At 71.0% G+C, this 19,813-nt stretch carries 13 protein-coding genes; 8 read left to right on the top strand and 5 right to left on the bottom strand.

Annotation, left to right across the window (positions count from 1 at the left end):
• Positions 1–21 precede the first annotated feature (21 nt).
• From OG607_RS08040 to OG607_RS08010, 7 genes are all read left to right on the top strand, one after another.
• Positions 22–1,068, top strand: coding sequence for a sugar ABC transporter substrate-binding protein (locus OG607_RS08040; protein ID WP_405720477.1), 1,047 nt, complete (start codon positions 22–24; stop codon positions 1,066–1,068).
• A complete protein-coding gene (locus tag OG607_RS08035) occupies positions 1,065–2,579 on the top strand; it encodes a sugar ABC transporter ATP-binding protein (protein WP_405720475.1) in 1,515 nt (504 codons plus the stop codon). The genes OG607_RS08040 and OG607_RS08035 overlap by 4 nt, the downstream gene beginning before the upstream one ends.
• On the top strand, positions 2,572–3,549 hold the full coding sequence (locus OG607_RS08030; RefSeq protein WP_405720472.1) for an ABC transporter permease: 978 nt from the start codon (positions 2,572–2,574) through the stop codon (positions 3,547–3,549). The genes OG607_RS08035 and OG607_RS08030 overlap by 8 nt, the downstream gene beginning before the upstream one ends.
• Positions 3,550–3,782: 233 nt before the next feature.
• Positions 3,783–6,242, top strand: a complete 2,460-nt coding sequence (locus tag OG607_RS08025) for a SpoIIE family protein phosphatase (protein WP_405720469.1) — start codon at positions 3,783–3,785, stop codon at positions 6,240–6,242.
• 51 nt (positions 6,243–6,293) lie between these two features.
• Positions 6,294–6,647: an ArsR/SmtB family transcription factor gene (locus OG607_RS08020; RefSeq protein WP_405720467.1), complete on the top strand. Its 354-nt coding sequence runs from the start codon at positions 6,294–6,296 to the stop codon at positions 6,645–6,647.
• Entirely contained in the window at positions 6,644–6,817 is a 174-nt protein-coding gene (locus tag OG607_RS08015) for a DUF6126 family protein (protein WP_405720464.1), read from the top strand. Before OG607_RS08020 ends, OG607_RS08015 begins: the two co-directional genes overlap by 4 nt.
• Before the next feature lie 127 nt (positions 6,818–6,944).
• Entirely contained in the window at positions 6,945–7,316 is a 372-nt protein-coding gene (locus OG607_RS08010; protein WP_405720461.1) for a hypothetical protein, read from the top strand.
• An 8-nt stretch (positions 7,317–7,324) separates the two neighbouring features.
• On the opposite strand, the gene OG607_RS08005 is transcribed toward OG607_RS08010, so the two are convergent.
• The 5 genes from OG607_RS08005 to OG607_RS07985 form a co-directional block, all read right to left on the bottom strand.
• Complete coding sequence (locus OG607_RS08005; protein WP_405720459.1) at positions 7,325–7,681, bottom strand: ArsR/SmtB family transcription factor; 357 nt, start codon at positions 7,679–7,681, stop codon at positions 7,325–7,327.
• 34 nt (positions 7,682–7,715) lie between these two features.
• A complete protein-coding gene (locus OG607_RS08000; protein WP_405736621.1) occupies positions 7,716–9,350 on the bottom strand; it encodes a SulP family inorganic anion transporter in 1,635 nt (544 codons plus the stop codon).
• Positions 9,351–9,780: 430 nt separating this feature from the next.
• On the bottom strand, positions 9,781–10,845 hold the full coding sequence (locus OG607_RS07995) for a LacI family DNA-binding transcriptional regulator (RefSeq protein WP_405720457.1): 1,065 nt from the start codon (positions 10,843–10,845) through the stop codon (positions 9,781–9,783).
• A 336-nt stretch (positions 10,846–11,181) separates the two neighbouring features.
• Positions 11,182–13,581 (bottom strand): beta-galactosidase, encoded by a 2,400-nt coding sequence (locus tag OG607_RS07990; RefSeq protein ID WP_405720454.1) that lies wholly within the window; start codon positions 13,579–13,581, stop codon positions 11,182–11,184.
• 118 nt (positions 13,582–13,699) lie between these two features.
• A complete protein-coding gene (locus OG607_RS07985; RefSeq protein WP_405720452.1) occupies positions 13,700–14,413 on the bottom strand; it encodes a VOC family protein in 714 nt (237 codons plus the stop codon).
• A gap of 178 nt (positions 14,414–14,591) precedes the next feature.
• On the opposite strand from OG607_RS07985, the gene OG607_RS07980 reads away from it, so the two are divergent.
• Positions 14,592–19,736: a family 43 glycosylhydrolase gene (locus OG607_RS07980; RefSeq protein ID WP_405720449.1), complete on the top strand. Its 5,145-nt coding sequence runs from the start codon at positions 14,592–14,594 to the stop codon at positions 19,734–19,736.
• Positions 19,737–19,813 lie beyond the last annotated feature (77 nt).

Genomic DNA, 19,813 nt, shown 5'->3' with positions numbered 1-19,813 from the left:
CACCAGAAGGGCCCTGGCACCATGAAGCGCATCGCCGCCGTCGCCACATCCCTCGCACTCGGGTGCGGGCTCGCCGTCGCCGCCACTGCGTGCGGCGACGGCGGCCAGGGCAATGCCGGGACCGCATCGGGCAAGGTCGGTGTGGTGCTGCCGCTGCTCACCTCGCCGTTCTGGGAGTCGTACAACAGGTATGTGCCCCGGCAGGCCGCCGCGCAGGGCGTCGACACGCTCCCGACGGTGAACTCCAACTCCGATCCGAGCAAACAGATCACCGACATCAACAACCTGCTGACCCAGGACGTCAAGGGCCTGGTCGTGTCCCCGCTCGACTCGGCGGCGATCACCGCGGGTCTGAACGCCGCCCAGCGCAAGGGCGTGCCGGTGGTCGCGGTCGACGTGGCGCCGGACAAGGGCAAGGTCGCGATGGTGGTCAGGGCCGACAACCGCGCCTACGGCGAGAAGGCCTGCAAACAGATCGGCGGCGCGGTGAAGACGGGCAAGGTGGTGCAGATCCAGGGCGACCTGGCCTCGGTCAACGGCCGGGACCGCTCGGACGCGTTCAGCGCGTGCATGAAGAAGAACTACCCCCGCGTCAAGGTGCTGGAGATCCCGGCCGGCTGGCAGGCCGACAAGGCGGCGGCCGGCCTGGAGGCGCTGTACACGGCCAATCCCGATATCAGGGCCATCTACATGCAGGCCGGCGGTGTGTACCTGGCGCCCACACTGAGCACCCTCAGACGGCACAACGCGCTGCGCGCGGCCGGCGACCCCAGGCACATCGTGATCGTCTCCAACGACGGCATCCCGCAGGAGCTCGACGCGATCCGCAAGGGCCTGATCGACGCGACCGTCTCCCAGCCCGCGGATCTCTACGCGAAGTACGGCATGTACTACATCAAGCGGGCGATGGCCGGCGAGACCTTCCACCCGGGCCCGACCGACCACGGCAGCACCATTGTCAGACTGCCGGGCGGAATCCTGGAGGACGAGCTCCCGGCACCGCTGGTGACCAAGGCCAATGTCGATGACACGGCTCTGTGGGGCAACCAGATCGGCAAGACGTCGTGAACGCCACGGGCCCGCGTCCGGTGGCCGAGGCGCTCGGCATCACCAAGCGCTTCGGGCCCACCGTGGCCCTGCGGGATGCGGGCATCACCATCCGGTCCGGTGAGTCGCACGCCCTGGTCGGCCGCAACGGGGCCGGGAAATCCACCCTGGTGGCGATCCTGACCGGAATCCAGCGGCCCGACAGCGGGACGGTCCGCTTCGACGGCGAACGCGCGCCGGACCTCGCGGACCGGGAGGCCTGGCAGCGTCGCGTCGCCTGCGTCTACCAGCACCCCACGGTCTTCAGGGATCTCACCGTCGCGGAGAACCTCTTCGTCAACCGCTACCCGGCCGGACGCGGCCGGGCGATCAGCTGGCGGCGGATGCGCCGCGCCGCCCGCGAGGTACTGGACGAGTGGGGCGTGCCCGTCGACGAGAACGCTCCGGCCGGGGCGCTCGGCGTCGAGGACACCAAGATGGTGGAGATCGCCAGGGCGCTCTCCCGGGGCACCCGGTTCATCGTCCTGGACGAACCGACCGCCCAGCTGGACAGCAGGGCCATCGAGCGCCTGTTCACCCACATGCGGCGGCTGGAGAAGGCCGGAGTCACCTTCCTGTTCATCTCGCACCACCTGGAGGAGGTCTACGCGGTCTGCCAGGCCGTCACCGTCTTCCGGGACGCCCGCAGGATCACCACCGCGCCGGTCGGCGGGCTGCGCCGCGGCGATCTCATCGAGGCGATGACGGGGGAGCGGGGCACAGCGGCCGACCCCGACGCCATCGGCGCCCCGCCGGCGGACGCACCCCTCGTGGTGCGGGTGGACCGGCTGAGCGGCCCGCACTTCACCGATGTGAGCCTCACCATCCGTGCGGGTGAGGCCGTGGGCCTGACCGGGCTCGCGGGCTCCGGCAGCCATCAGGTCGCCGAGGCACTGGCCGGGCTGTACCGCCCGGACAGCGGCCGGATCGAGGTGCTCGGCCGCCCCGTCCGGCTCGGCAGCGTCCCCTCGGCGCTCGCGGCGGGGGTCGGCTGCGTGCCCCGGGACCGCCACTACGAGGGCCTGGTGCCGGAGCTGTCGGTCGCCGAGAACGCCTCGATGACCATCACGGACCGGCTCGGGCGGCTGGGGGTGATCTCCACCAGGGCCCGCAACGCCTTCGCCCGCCGGGCGATCGGCGATCTCGACATCAGGACGGACGGCCCGGACCAGCCGGTCAGCGGCCTGTCGGGCGGCAACCAGCAGAAGGTCGTGGTGGCGCGCGCGCTGGCCACCGCCCCTGACGTGCTGGTGCTCATCAACCCGACGGCCGGCGTCGACGTGAAGTCCAAACGGTCCCTGCTCTCCTTCATCGACCGGTCCCGCGCGGCCGGACGCGCGGCCCTCCTCGTCTCCGACGAACTGGCGGACCTGCGTCGCTGCGACCGGGTCCTGGTCATGTTCAAGGGCGCCGTCACCGGCGAGTACGCGGCGGGCTGGACCGATCACCAACTGGTCGCCTCCATCGAAGGGGTCACCCTCAGCGATGAATGACACCCGGTCGCTCGTCCTCGCCAGGACCCGTGACCTGGCGCTGCTTCCCGCGCTGGTTCTGCTGCTGGTCATCGGCGCGGTCGGCAACGACAACTTCCTCCACCGGGACAACCTGCTGAACGTGCTGAGCGCGTCCTCGGCCCTCGGGCTGCTGGTGCTCGCGGAGGCGATGATCCTGATCAGCGGCAACATGGACCTCTCGCTGGAGTCCATCGCGGGCCTGGCCCCCGCCCTCGGCCTCATGGTCGTCATTCCGGCCTCGTCGGCGGGCTTCGGGACACAGCTGCCCTCCTGGCTCGGACTGCTGCTCATCCCGCTGACCGGCGCGCTCATCGGGGCCGTAAACGGCCTGCTGATCGTGAAGCTCCAGCTCAACGGCTTCATCGTCACCCTCGCGATGAACATCGTGCTGCGCGGGGTCCTGGTCGGGATGGTCTCGGGCAAGACCCTGTTCGACGCCCCGGCGGCCTTCTTCGCCCTCGGGTCGGACAGCTGGCTCGGCGTGCCGGTCTCCGTATGGGTGACCGGGCTCTGCTTCGCCGTCGCCGGGTGGGTGCTGCGCTACCACCGGCTGGGGCGTGCGGTGTACGCGGTGGGCGGCAACGCGCCGGCGGCCAGGGCGGCGGGCATCCGGGTGGACCGGGTCGCCTGGGGCGTCCTGGTCATCGGCGGCACGCTGGCTGCCGTGGCGGGCCTGGTGATCGCGGGGCGCGTCGGGGCGGTCAACGCCAACCAGGGACAGGGCATGATCTTCACCGTCTTCGCGGCCGCCGTCATCGGCGGCATCAGCCTGCGCGGCGGCAAGGGCTCCCTGACGGGCGCCCTGCTCGGTGTCCTGCTGCTGGGGCTGCTGGAGAACCTGCTCACCCTGGCCCAGGTGTCGTCCTTCTGGATCCAGGCGATCTACGGGGCGATCATCATGGTCGCTCTCATGGTCGCCCGGCTGACCACCGGTGAGGCCCAGGCCTAGGGCCTGTCTTGTGGATCTCCGCGGCGTCGCGTGCCCTGGCACCAACGCTCGCCGCGTTGTCGTCGGTCGACAACGCTCCGCGTTGCCTCCCTCCTCCGCCTTGCGACCGCAGGCGCCAGACCCCGCTCCTTCTCCCACGGAGATCCACAAGACAGGCCCTAGCCACAACCGGTCCGGAGGGGTACCAAGTCATAATATGAGAGATATGCCATCCGCCAGATTGGACGGCCGCGATGATGTTCCCTGCGGAGGCCACACCGAACGGAACGTACGGGCCGTTCGACATGGCGAACGCCGCCGCGGCAGTGATCGACGCCCAGGGCACGGTCATCGGCTGGACCGGGGCCGCCGAGCGACTGCTGGGGTACCCGGCGGCTGAGATCCTGGACCGCCCGGCCGCCCTGCTGCTGGCGGGGCCCGAGGACGCCTCACGGGCGGCGGCCATCGTCGACGAGTGCCGGTCGCGGGACAGCTGGGGCGGGCTGGTGGGCGCCCGGCACCGGGACGGCCGGCGGGTCGACGTGGGGCTGCGGGTCTGCGCCATGTCCGACACCGAGGACCGCAAGGCCTGGCTGGTCTCGGCCATCGATCTGACGAAAAGCCCGTCCTGGGCGGTGAGCGGGTCGGTGCTGGAGGGCTTTCTCACCCGCTCCCCACTGGGCATGGCCGTGCTGAGCCCGGACCTGCGGTACGTCTGGATGAACGACACCCTGGAGCGATACGGCGGGGTGCCGCGCTCGGAGCGGCTGGGCCGCAGGATGAGCGACTCACTGCCCGGCCTCAACACCAACGCCCTCGAAGCGAAGATGCGGCAGGTGCTGGAGACGGGCGTGCCGGTGATCGACTACGAGTACACCGGCTGGACCTGGGCGGACCCGCACCGGGAGCATGCGTACTCCACCTCCTTCTTCCGGCTCGACGATCCGGACGGCAACACCATGGGCGTGTGCTACATGGGGATGGACGTCACCGACCGATGGCGGGCCCGGGAGCGACTGGTCCTGTTCGGCGAGGCCAGCGCGAGTATCGGCAGCACCCTGGACGTGATGCGGACCGCCCAGGAACTGGCCGACTTCGTGGTGCCGCGGCTCGCCGACTTTGTGACCGTCGACCTGCTGGAGTCGGTCCTGCAGGGGGAGGAGCCGGGCTCGGGCCCGCTCGGCAGCGTGCGCCTGTTGCGGCGCGCCGGGCAGAAGTCGATCCACGAGGGCACCCCGGAGTCGGTGACGGCGACCGGAGACCTGACCGGCGCACCCGCGTCCTCGCCGTACTTCCGGTCCATGGCCGACGGCGCCTCCATTCTGGAAGCGCGGCTGGACGTCGACGGCGCCGACTGGATCGCCGAGGACCCCGCGCGGGCCAGGAGCATCGCCGAGTACGGGATGCACTCCATGATGTGGGTACCGCTGGCCGCGCGGGGCACCGTCCTGGGCGTGGCGACCTTCGTCCGCGAGGAGCACCCGCAGCCCTTCGAGGCGGACGATCTGCTGCTCGCCGAGGAACTCGTCAACCGGGCCGCCGTGTGGGTGGAGAACGCCCGCCGCTACACCCGTGAGCACGCCGCCGCGCTGGCCCTGCAGCGCAGCCTGCTCCCGCACGACCTGACCGGCGGGACGGCCATGGAGGTCGCCTCGCGCTATCTGCCGACCGACGCGCGGCAGGGCGTGGGCGGCGACTGGTTCGACGTGATCCAGCTGTCCGGCGCCCGGGTCGCGCTGGTCGTCGGCGACGTCGTCGGGCACGGCATCAACGCCGCCGCCACCATGGGAAGGCTGCGCACCGCCGTGCAGACGCTCGCCGACATGGACCTGCCCCCCGACGAGCTGCTGGCGCACCTGGACGACCTCGTGATCCGCCTCGCCGAGGAGAAGGGCGACGACGAGCCGATCGCCACCGCGGTCCTGGGCGCCACCTGCCTCTACGCGGTCTACGACCCGGTCACCCAGCGGTGCACGATGGCCCGGGCCGGGCATCCGCCACCCGCTGTCGTCGGCCCCGACGGCACCGTCTCCTTCCCCGACCTCCCGGCGGGGCCCCCACTGGGCCTGGGGTCGCTGCCGTTCGAGTCGGCGGAGCTGGAGCTTCCCGAGGGAAGCCTGATCGCCCTCTACACCGACGGCCTCATCGAGACCACCGACCAGGACATCGACGTCGGGCTGGGCCGGCTGAGCGACGTACTGGCGCAGCCCGGCATGCCCCTGGAGGAGCTCTGCTCCGCCGTGGTGGACAACCTGCTGACCGGCCCGCAGAGCGACGACGTCGCACTGCTGGTCGCCCGTCCGCACGCCCTGGGCGCGAACCGGGTCGTCTCGTGGGACCTGGCGGCGGATCCGGCGGTCGTCGCGAGCGCCAGGGCGATGGCCGTCCGCCAGCTGGGGGAGTGGGGACTCGACGACCTGATGATGACCACCGAACTGATCGTCAGCGAGCTGGTCACCAACGCCATCCGGCACGCCAGCGGACCCATCAGGCTGCGCATGATCCGGCACGACATCCTGATCTGCGAGGTGTCCGACGCCAGCAGCACCTCTCCGCGCCTGCGCCACGCCCGCACCACCGACGAGGGCGGGCGCGGGCTCTTCCTCGTCGCCCAGCTGACCCGCCGCTGGGGCACCCGCTACACCCCGGCAGGCAAGATCATCTGGGCCGAGCAGGACTTCCCCGATGTTCGACCGGTCGGCCGCATGGTCTAGGCTTGAAGAGTTCTTCAATTTGCCAGACCGAGGGAGTGCGGAGTGGTCGGAGTGCAGGTTCCGCTATACCAGGCCAAGGCGGAATTCTTCCGGATGCTGGGCCACCCGGTGCGCATCCGGGTCCTGGAGCTGCTGCAGGACGGGCCGATGCCGGTACGGGACCTGCTGGCGGCGATCGAGGTCGAGCCGTCGAATCTGTCCCAGCAGCTGGCGGTGCTGCGCCGCTCCGGCATCGTCACCGCCACCCGCACCGGATCGACGGTGATGTACGAGCTGGCGGGCGGGGATGTGAACGAGCTGCTGCGGGCCGCACGGCGGATCCTGACCGTCCTGCTGTCCGGCCAGCAGGACCTGCTCGCCGAGCTCCAGCAGACGCGGACCGAAGTGGCGGGGGACCGGGCGTGAGCGAGCAGGGCGGGGAGGTCGGGGAGGTGCCCGCGAGCACGGGTGCGGGCACCGAGAAGTACAAACAGCGGGCGGTGCTGCTGAGGGTCATGATCTATGTCTTCGCGACACATGTCTTCGCCGGGTTCGTCATGCTGCTCTTCTACCTGGGCCAGCACGCGCAGAAGTGATCCGGCCGGTCGCACGACTCGGTCATTATTGAAGACTTCTTCAATTCCCTACAGGGGAAACTCACGTCGTCCCTAGGGTCGCCAAGCGAGGGAACACGATCGCGAAGCGACGAGAGGACAAGAGTCCATGGCGAGTACGGACGTGGCACTGAAGGACGCGATGCTGATCGAGGGGGCGCGCGGTGCCGCCCTCGTCGACTACACCAGCGGCATGGCCCTGGGAGTCCTCGGCGGCGGCAAGGATCTGGACCTCGCCATCGCCGCGGCGGGCAACACCGAGGTCGTACGGGCCAAGATCCGCGCGCTGGAACTGCTGGGCCTGCAGGACCAGATCGAGGACATCCTCATCACGCTCGGCGGCCAGTACCACCTGATCCGGCCGCTGGCCGGCAAGACGGGCAAGGGGCTGTTCCTCTACCTCGTACTGGACCGGGTGCGCGCCAACCTGGCCATGGCCCGCCACCAACTGCGCCGGATCGAGGACGACATCGAGGTGTAGGAGCGGGCTCAGATCCTGTCCGGGGGCCCGTCCGACGGGGACGCGGCCCGCAGGTCCGCCAGCAGTTCGGCCTGGCCCGCCAGGACGCCGGACAGGATCGCCCGGGCGACGCGCAGCAGCTCCGCCACCTGAGGACTGGTCAGGGAGTAGTAGACGGCCGAGCCCTCCTTGCGGGAGACGACCAGATTCGCCCGGCGCAGCACGGCGAGCTGCTGGGAGAGGTAGGCCGGCTCCAGGCCGACGTGCGGGAGCAGCTCCGAGACCGCGTGCTCGCGCTCACTGAGCAGCTCCAGCACCCGGATCCGGGCCGGGTGGCCGAGTGTCCTGAAGAATTCCGCCTTGAGTTGGTACAGCGGTGTGCTCACCCCGCCATCCTCCCGCGCGCGACGGGTGACGCGCTCAACGGTTGGCGAGGACGACCGGATCTGCCGGATCCGGCAGGACGCCCGCCACATGCAGGTGGGCGCGGGCGGCGCGGATCGCGTCGGGCGTGCTGTCGTACACCCGCCCTTCGGCGCGGAGCCGGTCCAGGACGCCCAGGGAGTCCAGGGTGCGCAGCTGGCCGGGCCGGATCCCGGAGGCCATGACGATGATGCCGCGCCGGGTCAGTTTGCCGATGGCGTCCTTGAGGACCAGCGCCCCGGTGGCGTCGAGCGTGCTGACCCGGGACATGCGCAGGATGACGACCCGGACGTCGGCGACCTCGGTCAGCTCCATCAGGAAGCGGTGGGCGGCGGCGAAGAACAGCGGCCCGTCGATCCGGTACGCCACGATGTGCTCGGTGAGCAGCCGGTGTTCCTCCTCGCTGTGGTCGCCCCGGTCGAGCGGCACCTGGTCCAGCCGTGCCTGCCGGGCCACCGCCCGCAGAGCGAGCGCGCCGGCCACGCCCATGCCGATGAGGACCGCCTTGACCAGGTCCAGGGCGAGCGTGGCGGCCGCGGTGAGGACCAGGATGACCGCGTCGGAACGGGTGGCGCGGGCCATCGCCCGCAGCGAGCCCACCTCGACCATCCGGATCGCGGTGGCGATCAGCACCCCGGCCAGCGCCGCCAGCGGGATGCCGGACACCAGTGGGGCGGCGGCGAAGACGATCACCGCGAGCACGGCGGCGTGGCTGAGCGCGGCCAGCCGCGACCCGGCCCCGGACCGGACGTTGACCGCCGTACGGGCGATGGCCCCGGTGGCCGCGACGCCACCGAACAGCGGGGCCGCCAGGTTGGCCAGGCCCTGTCCGAACAGCTCCTTGTCGCTGTCGTGCCGCTGCCCGACGCTCATCGCGTCCGCGGCGCTCGCCGACATCAGCGACTCCAGTGCCGCCAGCGCCGCCACCGCGAGCGCAGGGGCCAGCAGCGACGGCACGCTCGCCGGGTGCAGGAACGACAGGGACGGCGCGGGCAGTCCGGAGGGCAGGTGCCCGATCAGTGCCGCGTCCAGGTGGGCCGCCTTCACCGCGAGGGTCGCCCCGGCCACCGCGACCAGCGAGAACGGTACGGTCGGCTTCCAGCGGGCTCCGGCCAGCATCAGCACGACCACCCCGGCGGTCAGGCCGGCCGCGGTCCAGTCCGGCTGCCGTACGAACTCCCCGGCCGAGCGCCAGGCGATCACCACGACCTTCGCACCGTCCGGCTTGGCCACCCCCAGTGCCGCGGGCACCTGCTGAAGCCCGATCACCCCCGCGATGCCCAGCGTGAACCCCTCGATGACGGGCGCCGGGACATAGCTCATGTAGCGGCCTGCCCGAGCGAGGGCGAGGGCGATCATCATCAGCCCGGCCAGCAGGCCCACCGCGAGCACTCCGCCGGTCCCGTACTGCGCGACGATCGGCACCAGGACCACCGTCATCGCCCCGGTCGGCCCCGACACCTGCAGATTCGAACCCCCGAAGACCGCCGCCAGCGCCCCGGCCACCACCGCCGTCGCCAGCCCGGCCTCCGCCCCGGCCCCCGAGGAGATCCCGAACCCGAGAGCGAGCGGCAGCGCCACGACCGCCACCGTCAGCCCGGCCAGCAGGTCCCGGCGTGGGTTACGGCCCATCAGCGCCAGGTCGGCCCGGGAGGGGAGCAGTGAGCGGACCTGATAGAGCGGTACCGGCACCGGGCGTACGTCCCTGTCTTCTGGCTGGCTGGAAGCAACAGCATGTAGTGAATTGATAAATTTTGCAATTGCGCGATGGCTACGCTCCGGCGCCAACGGCAGCCGCTACACCTCCGATGGCGTCCTGCCCCTGATCCCGGGCATCGACGCGGTCGGTCGGTCGCGGCGGCCGCGGCGATGAACCCCGGCATGTCGTCCTGGGGCGCGCTGCGCCGCCGGGTCACCCTGCGGCCCGGCGCGGGGTCCTGATCCTGGGCGCCACGGGCAACGCCGGACAGCTCGCCGTCCGCCCCGATCGCGCCAAGCCGCTGGCCTGGATCCAGATCGGCTCCATGGCCGGAGGGGAGATCGCCTCCGGCCGGCGGCTGACTCAGCGCTTCGGCGCCGGTCCGGTGCTGCGGCGGACGATGAGTTCGACGGGTACGACGTACCCGGCCCGGGGTTCGGCGGGGCTGTCGATCCGGGCCAGGAGGAGCCGCAGGGAGCGGGTGCCGATTTCGGCGAAGTCGGTGCGTACGGTGGTCAGCGGGGGAAGCAGGTGGGCGGCCTCGGGGATGTCGTCGTAGCCGACGACGCTGACATCGCCGGGGACCTGGCGTCCGGCCTCGTGGAAGGCGCGGAGCACGCCGAGTGCCATCTGGTCGTTGGAGGCGAACACCGCCGTGACGTCGGGGCGTGCCGCCAGGCGGCGGCCGAGATCGTAGCCGGAGTCGGCGCTCCAGTCGCCGATCAGGGGGTCGTGGACCTGCGCGCCGGCCGCCCGCAGGGTGGCCCGCCAGCTCTCCACGCGCCGGTCGGCGGAGATCCAGCCGGTCGGGCCGGCGATGTGCCGGACGGTGGAGTGGCCGAGCCGCAGCAGATGCTCGGTGGCCTTGCGGGCACCGGCCCGGGAGTCCGCGGTGACCAGGGGAGTGCCGTCCCCGAGGTCGCTCTCCAGCACCACCAGCGGGGTGTCGAGACGGGCTTCCGCCAGCGCTCTGCCGACCCGCTGCTGCGGGGCGATGGCGATCACGCCGTCCGCGCCCTCGGCGGACAGCCGTTCCACGGCGCGTACCACCGTGTCCCGGTCCGCCCTGTCCAGGGCGATCGAGCTCACCAGGTAACCGGCCTCCTGCGCCGCGGTGTTGATCGCGGTCAGGGTGGAGGCTGGCCCGTAGCGCGCCGCGTCCGAGGAGATCACACCGAGCATCCTGGTCCTGCCGCTGGCCAGGGAGCGGGCGCTGCGGCTCGGGCGGTAGCCGAGCGACCGCATGGCCTCCAGAACCGTCTCACGGGTCTCGGGGCGGACGGCGGGATTGTCGTTGAGCACCCGCGAGACGGTCTGCTTGGAGACACCGGCCAGCCGTGCCACGTCGTCCATCACCGGGCGTGCTCCCGCGAAGTTGCGTCGGCTCCGCCCCTTGGGAGCAGGACCGTCGGGGGCACTTCGGCTCATGGAACGGGTTCCTTCGGCATCGGCCCGGCGGCCTGGACCCGCCCGGGCAGGCCCACAGGATAGGCCAGGCGGGACAGCGCGGCCCGGTCGCTCGGGCCGCCGCGGCTGGGCCCAAGGGCCCTTCTGACGGATCTGCCAGGCGCCGTGACGCTTCCCTCCGCCGCCTTGCCAGGCAGGCCCTGGTGCGGTGGCCGCGTACGTTCGCCGGGTTGCGCAGCCTGCCGGCTGCGCTTTGTCCTCAATCGCCGGACGGGCTGAATTCAGCCCGTCCGGCGATTGAGGACGGACCCGGCCACCGGACGAACCCGGCGAACCAGTGCGGTCGCCGGACACGCACTAGCCTGCCCGGGTCGCCCATGAGCGGGCGGTGACCCATTCGGCGTGCCCGACGGCGGCCGTTTCCGCCGCGTTCCCCGCCTGGGCGGGTACGTACACCGGGGCGTCGGCGCGCAGGGGCAGCAGTTTCAGGCGCAGGCCGTGGGCGCGCAGGGCTGCGGCGGGCAGCCGGTCGAGGCCGATGTCCCAGGGGCGCCCGGAGAAGAACTGGTCGGCGACGAGGGTGTCTCCCACGTAGGCGCGCGCCACGTCGCCGGTCCAGTGGATGCGGAGCAGGGTTCCCGGGGGCAGGTCGTCCGGTACATCGATGCGGTACTCGGCGGCGCTTGCGTCGAAGTGCTTGTCCGCGGGGACGCTCGCCCGGCCCAGCGGGCCGGTGGCGGTCTCGGGTGCGGGGCCGGCGGGGCGGATCAGGGTGACCGGCAGGGCCGTGTCCTGGCTGCCGGGCCGGCTGCCGGGCCCGTCACCGGGCAGCACGGTGAAGCGGGTGAGTACCCCGTCCGGCGCTTCCCGCACGGAAGCGTCGGCCACCACCGGGGCCCGTTCCGGAGCGGGCAGGACGGCGAACGAGGGCGCCGTGGCAGAGCTGTGCACGCGGACCTCGTCGTGGTCGAAGACGACGCCGTCGCGGCAGAGCACCAGCCGCTCGGCGCCCCACGCGGGACCCCGGTAGGCGGTACGCGCCGTCGCCGCGTCCAGGACCAGCAGGCCGACCCGTCCGCCGTCCGCCGTGTCCACCTCGACCAGGGCGTCGGTTCCGGGGCGCAGGCCGGTGACCAGGACGCGGCCGTCGGTGCGGGTGATGTCCGCGCCGGGCGCGCTGACGCACGCCACGGTGGCCGCGCTGAGGGCGAGTTCGGGGGTGATGCCGTCGGTGGCGGCCAGCACCACGACCGTACGCCCGTCCGCGTCGATCCGGCACACCGGCTGGGCGGTGGCCCAGTCGAGCCGCAGGCCGTCGATGTCCAGGCGCAGAGGCCAGCAGAAGTACGCGCCGCCGGGGACCGTGACGGGGGTGCTCGGCAGGGTCAGGGAGGTGGTGCCGTCCGGGAAACCGACCGTGAAGGAGGTGTCCGGATGCGGCGGCAGCGGCTCGTGCGGCTGGTGGTTGTTGACGAAGAGGAAGCCGGCGGCGCCGTCACTTCGCACGGCCCAGCGCAGGGTGTCCCGGTCGTGCTGGCCGTCGGGCTTCCGCTCGGGCAGGACCGGCTCCATCGGGGCGATCAGGTCGCCGAAGTCGGCCAGCAGCAGGTGCTGGAGGCGCAGCTCGTGGTACGAGGGCCGGTACTGGCCGTACTCGCCCAGCGGTGCCTGGAAGTCGTAGGTGAGGACCGGGAGGTCGTTGGGGTAGCCGGTGGCGTGGGATTCCTGGAGGGTGGTCAGTTCACCGGCGGGGTTCGTGCCGCCGTGGAACATGTAGTAGCCCTGCCAGACCGAGCCGCAGCCGATCTTGGTGAGGCCGAGCGCGCCCACGTCCTCGGGCTCGACGCGCGGCCGGCGGTGGTAGGCGACGGCCATGCCGCCGCCCAGCTCGCAGGTGGCCCAGGGGAAGCGGTCCGTGGGGGCCGGGTCGCCGCCGCGTACGGTCGTCGGCCGCAGGTCGGCGCCGATGCCCTCGTCGTCGCGCTGGTGGGTGAAGAAGAAGTGCTTGCGGCAGGTGTCGGACCAGCCGCCGTCCGCCTCGGTCCAGAAGGTCTCCGTATAGCCGCCGTACAGCGGAAGCAGCTCGTCGGGCGGGAGCTGGACGCCGCCCCAGGCGGTCGACGTCCACAGCGGGGCGCTCAGTCCGGCCTCCTGGGCCATCCGCTTGAGGGTGAGCAGGTGGCCGGGCTGGTCGTAGAGCTCGTTCTCGATCTGGATGGCGACGATCGGCCCGCCGTGGGCCCGGCCGAGGCCGCGCAGCTGCTCGCCGATGGCCGTGAACCAGCGGCGTACCGGCTCCAGGTACGCGGGGTCGTCGGTGCGGGGGACGCAGTCGCGGGCCAGCAGCCAGTCGGGCAGTCCGCCGTTGCGGACCTCCGCGTGGCACCAGGGGCCGACGCGGGGGATGAAGTCCAGGCCGTGGCGGGCGCACAGCTCGGCGAACCGCCGCAGATCGCGGTCGCCGTCGAAGCGGATGCGGCCCTCCACCTCCTCGTGGTGGATCCAGATGACGTAAGCGGCGACGGCCGTCACGCCGCCCGCCTTCATCTTCAGCAGCTCCTCCTCCCAGTCCCGGGCCGGGTAGCGGGTGTAGTGGAACTCCCCGGAGACCGGGAACCACGGGCGGCCGCCGCGGGTGAGGTAGCGGCTGGTCACCTCGATCGGGTCGGACACCCCGGGTGCGTCGGTGAAGGGCAGATGGCCGGTCAGCGGGGGCGCGGCGGGCACGGGAACGCGCAGGCGGTGCTGGTCTGTCATCAGGACTTCTCCGGTCCGGGGTCCGGCCGGGCAGGCCGGGTGCGCGGCGCCGCTACGACGCCACGGGGATGTTACCGGTAACATCCCCGTGGTCCCACTGCATTTACCGGGTCCGGCCTCAGGTGGTCAGGCAGAAGGGGTGGCCGGCCGGGTCGGCGAAGACCCGGAAGGTCGTGCCGCCGCCTTCGAGCCGGGACGCGCCCAGCTCAAGAGCCCGTGCTTCGCCGGTGTCGAGGTCGTCGACGATGATGTCGAGGTGTCCCTGCTGCGGGTGCGCCGGGTCCGGCCACTGGGGCGGGGTGTAGTCGCTGACCTGCTGGAACATGACGCTCTTGCCGTCACCGGCGATGAGCGAGCCTTCGGGGCCGTCGTAGGTGACCTCCATGCCGAGGAGGGCGGCGTAGAAGCGGGCCAGTGCCGATGCGTCGGGAGCGTCGATGGTGACGGCGAACAGCCCCATCACCGGGCCGACGCCGTCCTTCTGGCACAGGTCGAACGGGTGGCCCGCAGGGTCGGCCAGGGTGATCCAGTTCGGGCCGTCGGCGAGCCGGGTGGCGCCGAGCGCGACCGCCCGTTCGGCCGCCGTCAGGTGGCCGTCGACCTGGAGGTCGAGGTGGAGCTGCTGCGGGTGCTGCTGGCCGGGCCACTGGGGTGCGGCATGGTCCGGGGCCAGCTGGAAGGCCAGTTCCTGGCCGTCCCCCGTCCGCATGGTGATCCAGTCGGGCTCCTTCCGGGCGATCGTCCAGCCGGTGAGTTCGGCGTAGAACGAGGCGAGCCTCTCGATGTCGGCCGCGTCGAACGCGGCGAGTTCCAGGCGTCCTGTCACAGTCATGCCTCCCATCCTGCCCCCGGCCACTGACATTGGCGGGCGGATCGTTTGTCCGACTGGTCGGACGTTGTTCGGTATCTCTTGACGCTGCACTCCGTGCGCGTTCACACTCTCGAAACGCGACGTCACACACCGCTCCCCCCCTGGTTTCGGTCATGTCTCAACGAGGAGATTTGAAACGATGCAAAGAGCCTGCCTCGCCGTACTGACCGCCGCGTCGCTGTTAGGAGGAGCAGTCGGCCTCGCGGTTCCCGCACAGGCGGCGCAGGCCTCGGACGTCACCGACGGGCTGGCCCTTCGGTACAAGCTGGACGCCGCCTCCGGCGCCGTCGCGGCCGACGCCTCGGGCAACGGCAGGGACGGCGCGGTGAGCGGGACCGCAGGGTGGTCCGGCAGCGGCGAAGGGCTCGCCTTCAACGGCTCGGACACCTACATCAAGGTGCCGGACAGCATCATGAGCGGCATGACGTCGATCACCGTATCGATGGACGTGAAGATCGACTCCGCGCAGACCACCCCGTACTTCATCTACGGTTTCGGCAACTCCAGCGGGTCCAGCGGCAACGGCTACCTGTTCACCACGGGGAACACCTTCCGGACCTCCATCGCCACCGGCAACTGGTCGACGGAGCAGACCACCCAGCCCTCCGCCGCCCGCAACCTGACCCGCGCGGTCTGGAAGCACATCGACTACGCCCAGACCGGCACCACCGGCATCCTCTACGAGGACGGTGTGGAGGTGGCCCGCAACACGGCGGTCACCATCACCCCCGGCGCCATCGGGTCGGGGGTCACCACCGCCGACTACATCGGCAAGTCCGTCTACTCGGGGGACAAGTACTTCAAGGGCAGCATCCGCGACTTCCGGGTGTACGACCGGGCGCTGGCCGCCTCGGAGACCGAGCAGCTCGCCCTCCCCGTCGCCACCCAGGGCGTGGCCGACGACAAGGCCGCCCTCACCCTCGGCGACACCGGCGCGGTCGTCGCCGACCTGACGCTGCCGGCCACCGGCACCGCCGGCGGCTCCACGATCACCTGGGCGAGCGACACGCCCTCCGTGGTGTCGGCCACCGGCGCCGTCACCCGCCCCGCCGCCGGTGAGCCGGACGGGCACGCCACACTGACGGCAACGCTGAAGAAGGGCCCGGTGACCGACACGAAGACCTTCGACGTCACCGTCCCCGCCGACTTCGACGACGCCGAGGCCACCCAGCGGGCCGCCGCCGCGCTGAGCGTTCACAACCTCGGCGACGTACGCGGCAACCTCACCCTCCCGGCGACCGGCACCTACGGCACCGCCGTCACCTGGTCCTCCGCGAACCCCGATGTCGTCTCCGCCGACGGCGTGGTCCACCGCCCCGCGCACGGCGACGGCGCCACCACCGTCGACCTGACCGCGACCGTGACAAAGGGCGGCGCCACGGCCACCCGCGTCCTCACCGCGACCGTGCCCGAACTGCCCGCCCAGGAAGCCCGCAAGGGATACCTGTTCAGCTACTTCACCGGCGAGGGCACCTCGGACGGCGAGCAGGTCCACTTCGGCCTCAGCAAGGGCGACGACCCGCTGCACTGGCGGGAGCTGAACGACGGCAGTCCCGTGCTGACCTCCACCCTGGGGGAGAAGGGCCTGCGCGACCCGTTCATCATCCGCTCCCCGGAGGGCGACAAGTTCTACCAGATCGCCACCGACCTGCGGATCTACGGCAACGGCGACTGGGACGCCGCACAGCGCACCGGTAGCAGGTCCATCATGATCTGGGAGTCCACCGACCTCGTCCACTGGACCGACCAGCGCCTGGTGAAGATCTCGCCCGACACGGCCGGCAACACCTGGGCGCCGGAGGCCTATTACGACGACTCGCTCGGCGAGTACGTGGTCTTCTGGGCCTCGAAGCTGTACGACAACGACGCGCACACCGGCGACACGTACAACCGGATGATGTACGCCACCACGCGCGACTTCTACACCTTCAGCGAGCCCAAGGTCTGGATCGACCGCGGCTACTCGGTCATCGACTCCACGATGATCAAGCACGACGGCCAGTACTACCGCTTCTCCAAGGACGAGCGGAACAACACCTCCTCCACCCCCAACAGCAAGTTCATCTTCGAGGAGAAGGCCGACTCGATCCTCGACCCCTCCTACGACGCCGTCGCCGAGGGCATCGGCAAGGGCGCGATGACCGCCGCGGAGGGGCCGCTGGTCTTCAAGTCCAACACCGAGGAGAAGTGGTACCTCTTCCTGGACGAGTTCGGCGGCCGCGGCTACATCCCCTTCGAGACCACCGACCTCGACTCCGGCGTCTGGACCCCCTCCACCGACTACGACCTCCCGTCGACCCCACGCCACGGCACGGTCCTTCCGGTCACCCAGGCCGAGTACGAACGGTTGCTGACGGCCTATCAGCCCGACGCGCTCGTCACGAGCGCCGAGGACGTCAGCGTGAAGACGGCCGTCGGCCAGGCCCCCGTCCTGCCGGCCACCGTCATCGCCGAGTACGCGGACGGCGTCCAGCGCCCCGTCTCCGTCACCTGGGACGACGTCCCGGCCTCGGCGTACGCACAGGCCGGGACCTTCACCGTCAGGGGCAGCCTGCCGGACGGCTCCGCGATCGAGGTCCATGCCGCCGTCACGGTCTCGGCGGAGGGCTCCGAGGTGCCGGCCGACCTGGTCCTGCACTACGACTTCGACGAGACGGCCGGCAGCATCGCCCGCGACTCCAGCGGCCACGGCAACCACGGCACGTACGTCCATACCCCCGCCTTCGGCACCGGTGTGCACGGCGGCTCGTTCGAGATGTCCGGCGGCTCCAGTACCTCCACCACCTCGCCGTACGTCAAGATTCCCAACGGTGTCCTGAAGAACACCGACAGCGTCACCGTCTCCACCTATGCCAAGTGGAACGGCGGGGCCAACTTCCAGTGGCTCTTCGGACTCGGCCCCGACAGCAACAAGTACCTCTTTGCCACCCCGTCCAACGGCGGCTCCAGCCTGTACTCGGCGATCACCACCGCCACCTGGTCGGGCGAGTCCAAGATGACCGGCTCCCAGTTCACCACCGGCACCTGGCATCACGTCACCGTCACCGTGGACGGCACGGCGCAGACCGCGGTCCTCTACCTGGACGGCGTCGAGGTGTCCCGGGCGACGGGCGTCATCATCAAGCCCTCGGACCTCTACGACTCCGCCAAGGACTACACCGGCTACATCGGCAAGTCCCTGTACGGCGCCGACCCCTACTTCGGCGGCGCCGTCGACGACTTCCGGATCTACAACCGGGCCCTGTCGGCCGCCGAGATCCTGGAGCTCAGCGGCAACACCACGGGCATCGCGAAGGTGACCCACCCCGCGCTGAAGGTCGCCGCGATCGTCGACGACGCCGACAGCAAGGTCACCCTCCCGCTCACCGAGGGCACCGACCGCACCTCCCTCGCCCCCGAGTTCACCCTCGCCCACGGCGCGAGCATCAGCCCCGCCTCCGGCACGGCGCACGACTTCACCAAGCCGGTGACGTACGTGGTCACCGGCTCGGACGGCACAACCCGCACCTGGACAGTGGAGGCCCTGGAGATGAAGAGCCCGGTGCTGCCGGGGCTGAACGCCGACCCCGACATCGTCGTCTTCGGCGACACCTTCTATATCTATCCGACCACCGACGGCTTCGACGGCTGGAGCGGCACGCAGTTCAAGGCGTACTCCTCCAAGGACCTGGTCCACTGGACGGATCACGGCGTCATCCTCGACCTCGGGCCGGACGTCAGCTGGGCCGACAGCCGGGCCTGGGCCCCGACGATCGCGGAGAAGAACGGGAAGTACTACTTCTACTTCTGTGCCGACGCCAACATCGGCGTCGCCGTCTCCGACTCGCCCACCGGCCCCTTCAAGGACGCCCTCGGCAAGCCGCTGCTCGCCGCCGGCGCCTTCAGCGGCCAGATGATCGACCCGGCGGCCTTCACCGACGACGACGGCCAGTCGTACCTGTACTTCGGCAACGGCCACGCGTACGTCGTCCCGCTGAACGACGACATGACCTCCCTCGACGCGTCGAAGGTCACCGACATCACGCCGAGCGGCTACAACGAGGGCTCCTTCGTCATCAAGCGAGCGGGCACCTACTACTTCATGTGGTCGGAGAACGACACCCGGGACGAGAACTACCAGGTCGCCTACGCCACCGGACCCTCGCCCACCGGCCCCTGGACCAAGCGCGGCGTGATCCTGAGCAAGGACCTGTCCCTGGGCATCAAGGGCACCGGCCACCACTCCGTCGTCCACGTCCCGAACACCGACGACTGGTACATCGCCTATCACCGCTTCGCCATCCCCGGCGGTGACGGCACCCACCGCGAAACCACCATCGACAAGCTGGAGTTCGACTCCGACGGCCTGATCAAGAAGGTCGTGCCCACCCTGACCAGCATCGACCCGGTCACCATCGTCCGCGCCGGCCCCGACGCCCTGGGCACCGAGGGCAGCCCGATCCCCCTCACCGGCACCATCTCCGGAGCCGGCGACCCGAAGTGGACGGTCGAGGCCGGGGCGCCCTGCACCTTCTCCGACCCCGGCGCCATCCTCACCGCCATCACCTGCGCCGACAACGGCACGTACGAGGTCACCCTGACCGGTGGCCGAAGCCACGACAGCCTCACCGTCACCGTCGACAACGCGGCACCGGTGATCGGCTCGGCCACGGGTCCGGCCCACCCGGTGCCGGTGAACAAGCCGGTCACCGTGAGCGTCCGGTTCACCGACGCGGGCGCCGCCGACACCCAGACCTGCCGCGTCGACTGGCAGGACGGCACCGCCCCTACGGCTTGCACCGCCGCCCACACCTACCGGGCGGCGGGCATCCACCGGCCGGTGGTCACCGTCACCGACGACGACGGCGGCTCGGACAGCAGGACGCTCCCCGAGCTGGTCGTCTACGACATCAACCAGCGCATGACGGGCAAGGGCGACATCACCTCGCAGGCCGGGGCCTCACCCGCTCACCCGTCCGCGACCGGGAAGGCCTCCTTCTCCGTCGCCGCCAAGTACAAGAAGGACGGCACCATCTCCGCCAAGGCCGCCTTCGAGTTCAAGGCCGGCAAGCTGGACTTCCGCGACACCTCCTCCGACTGGATGGTGATCACCGGCTCCCAGGCCCAGTACCAGGGCTCCGGCAAGGTCAACGGCACCGGCGGCTACGGCTTCCGGGTCTGGCTCACCGACTCCCCGGACACCTTCCGCATCAGGATCTGGAACAAGACCACGGGCGATGTCGTCTACGACAACCTCACCGGTGCCAGGACCACCGGCATAACGCTGAGCGTCGGCAAGCGCTGACCAGCAACACCTTCGAGTGGCGCTCCGGGTCGGTCCCGGGGCGCCACTCGCGCGTCCGGTGAGAGTGGCGCGTGGAA

Origin of the sequence: Streptomyces sp. NBC_01537 (assembly GCF_045040445.1) — a bacterium.
Lineage (GTDB): Bacteria > Actinomycetota > Actinomycetes > Streptomycetales > Streptomycetaceae > Actinacidiphila.
This window is presented reverse-complemented; position numbering and strand designations above follow the sequence as displayed.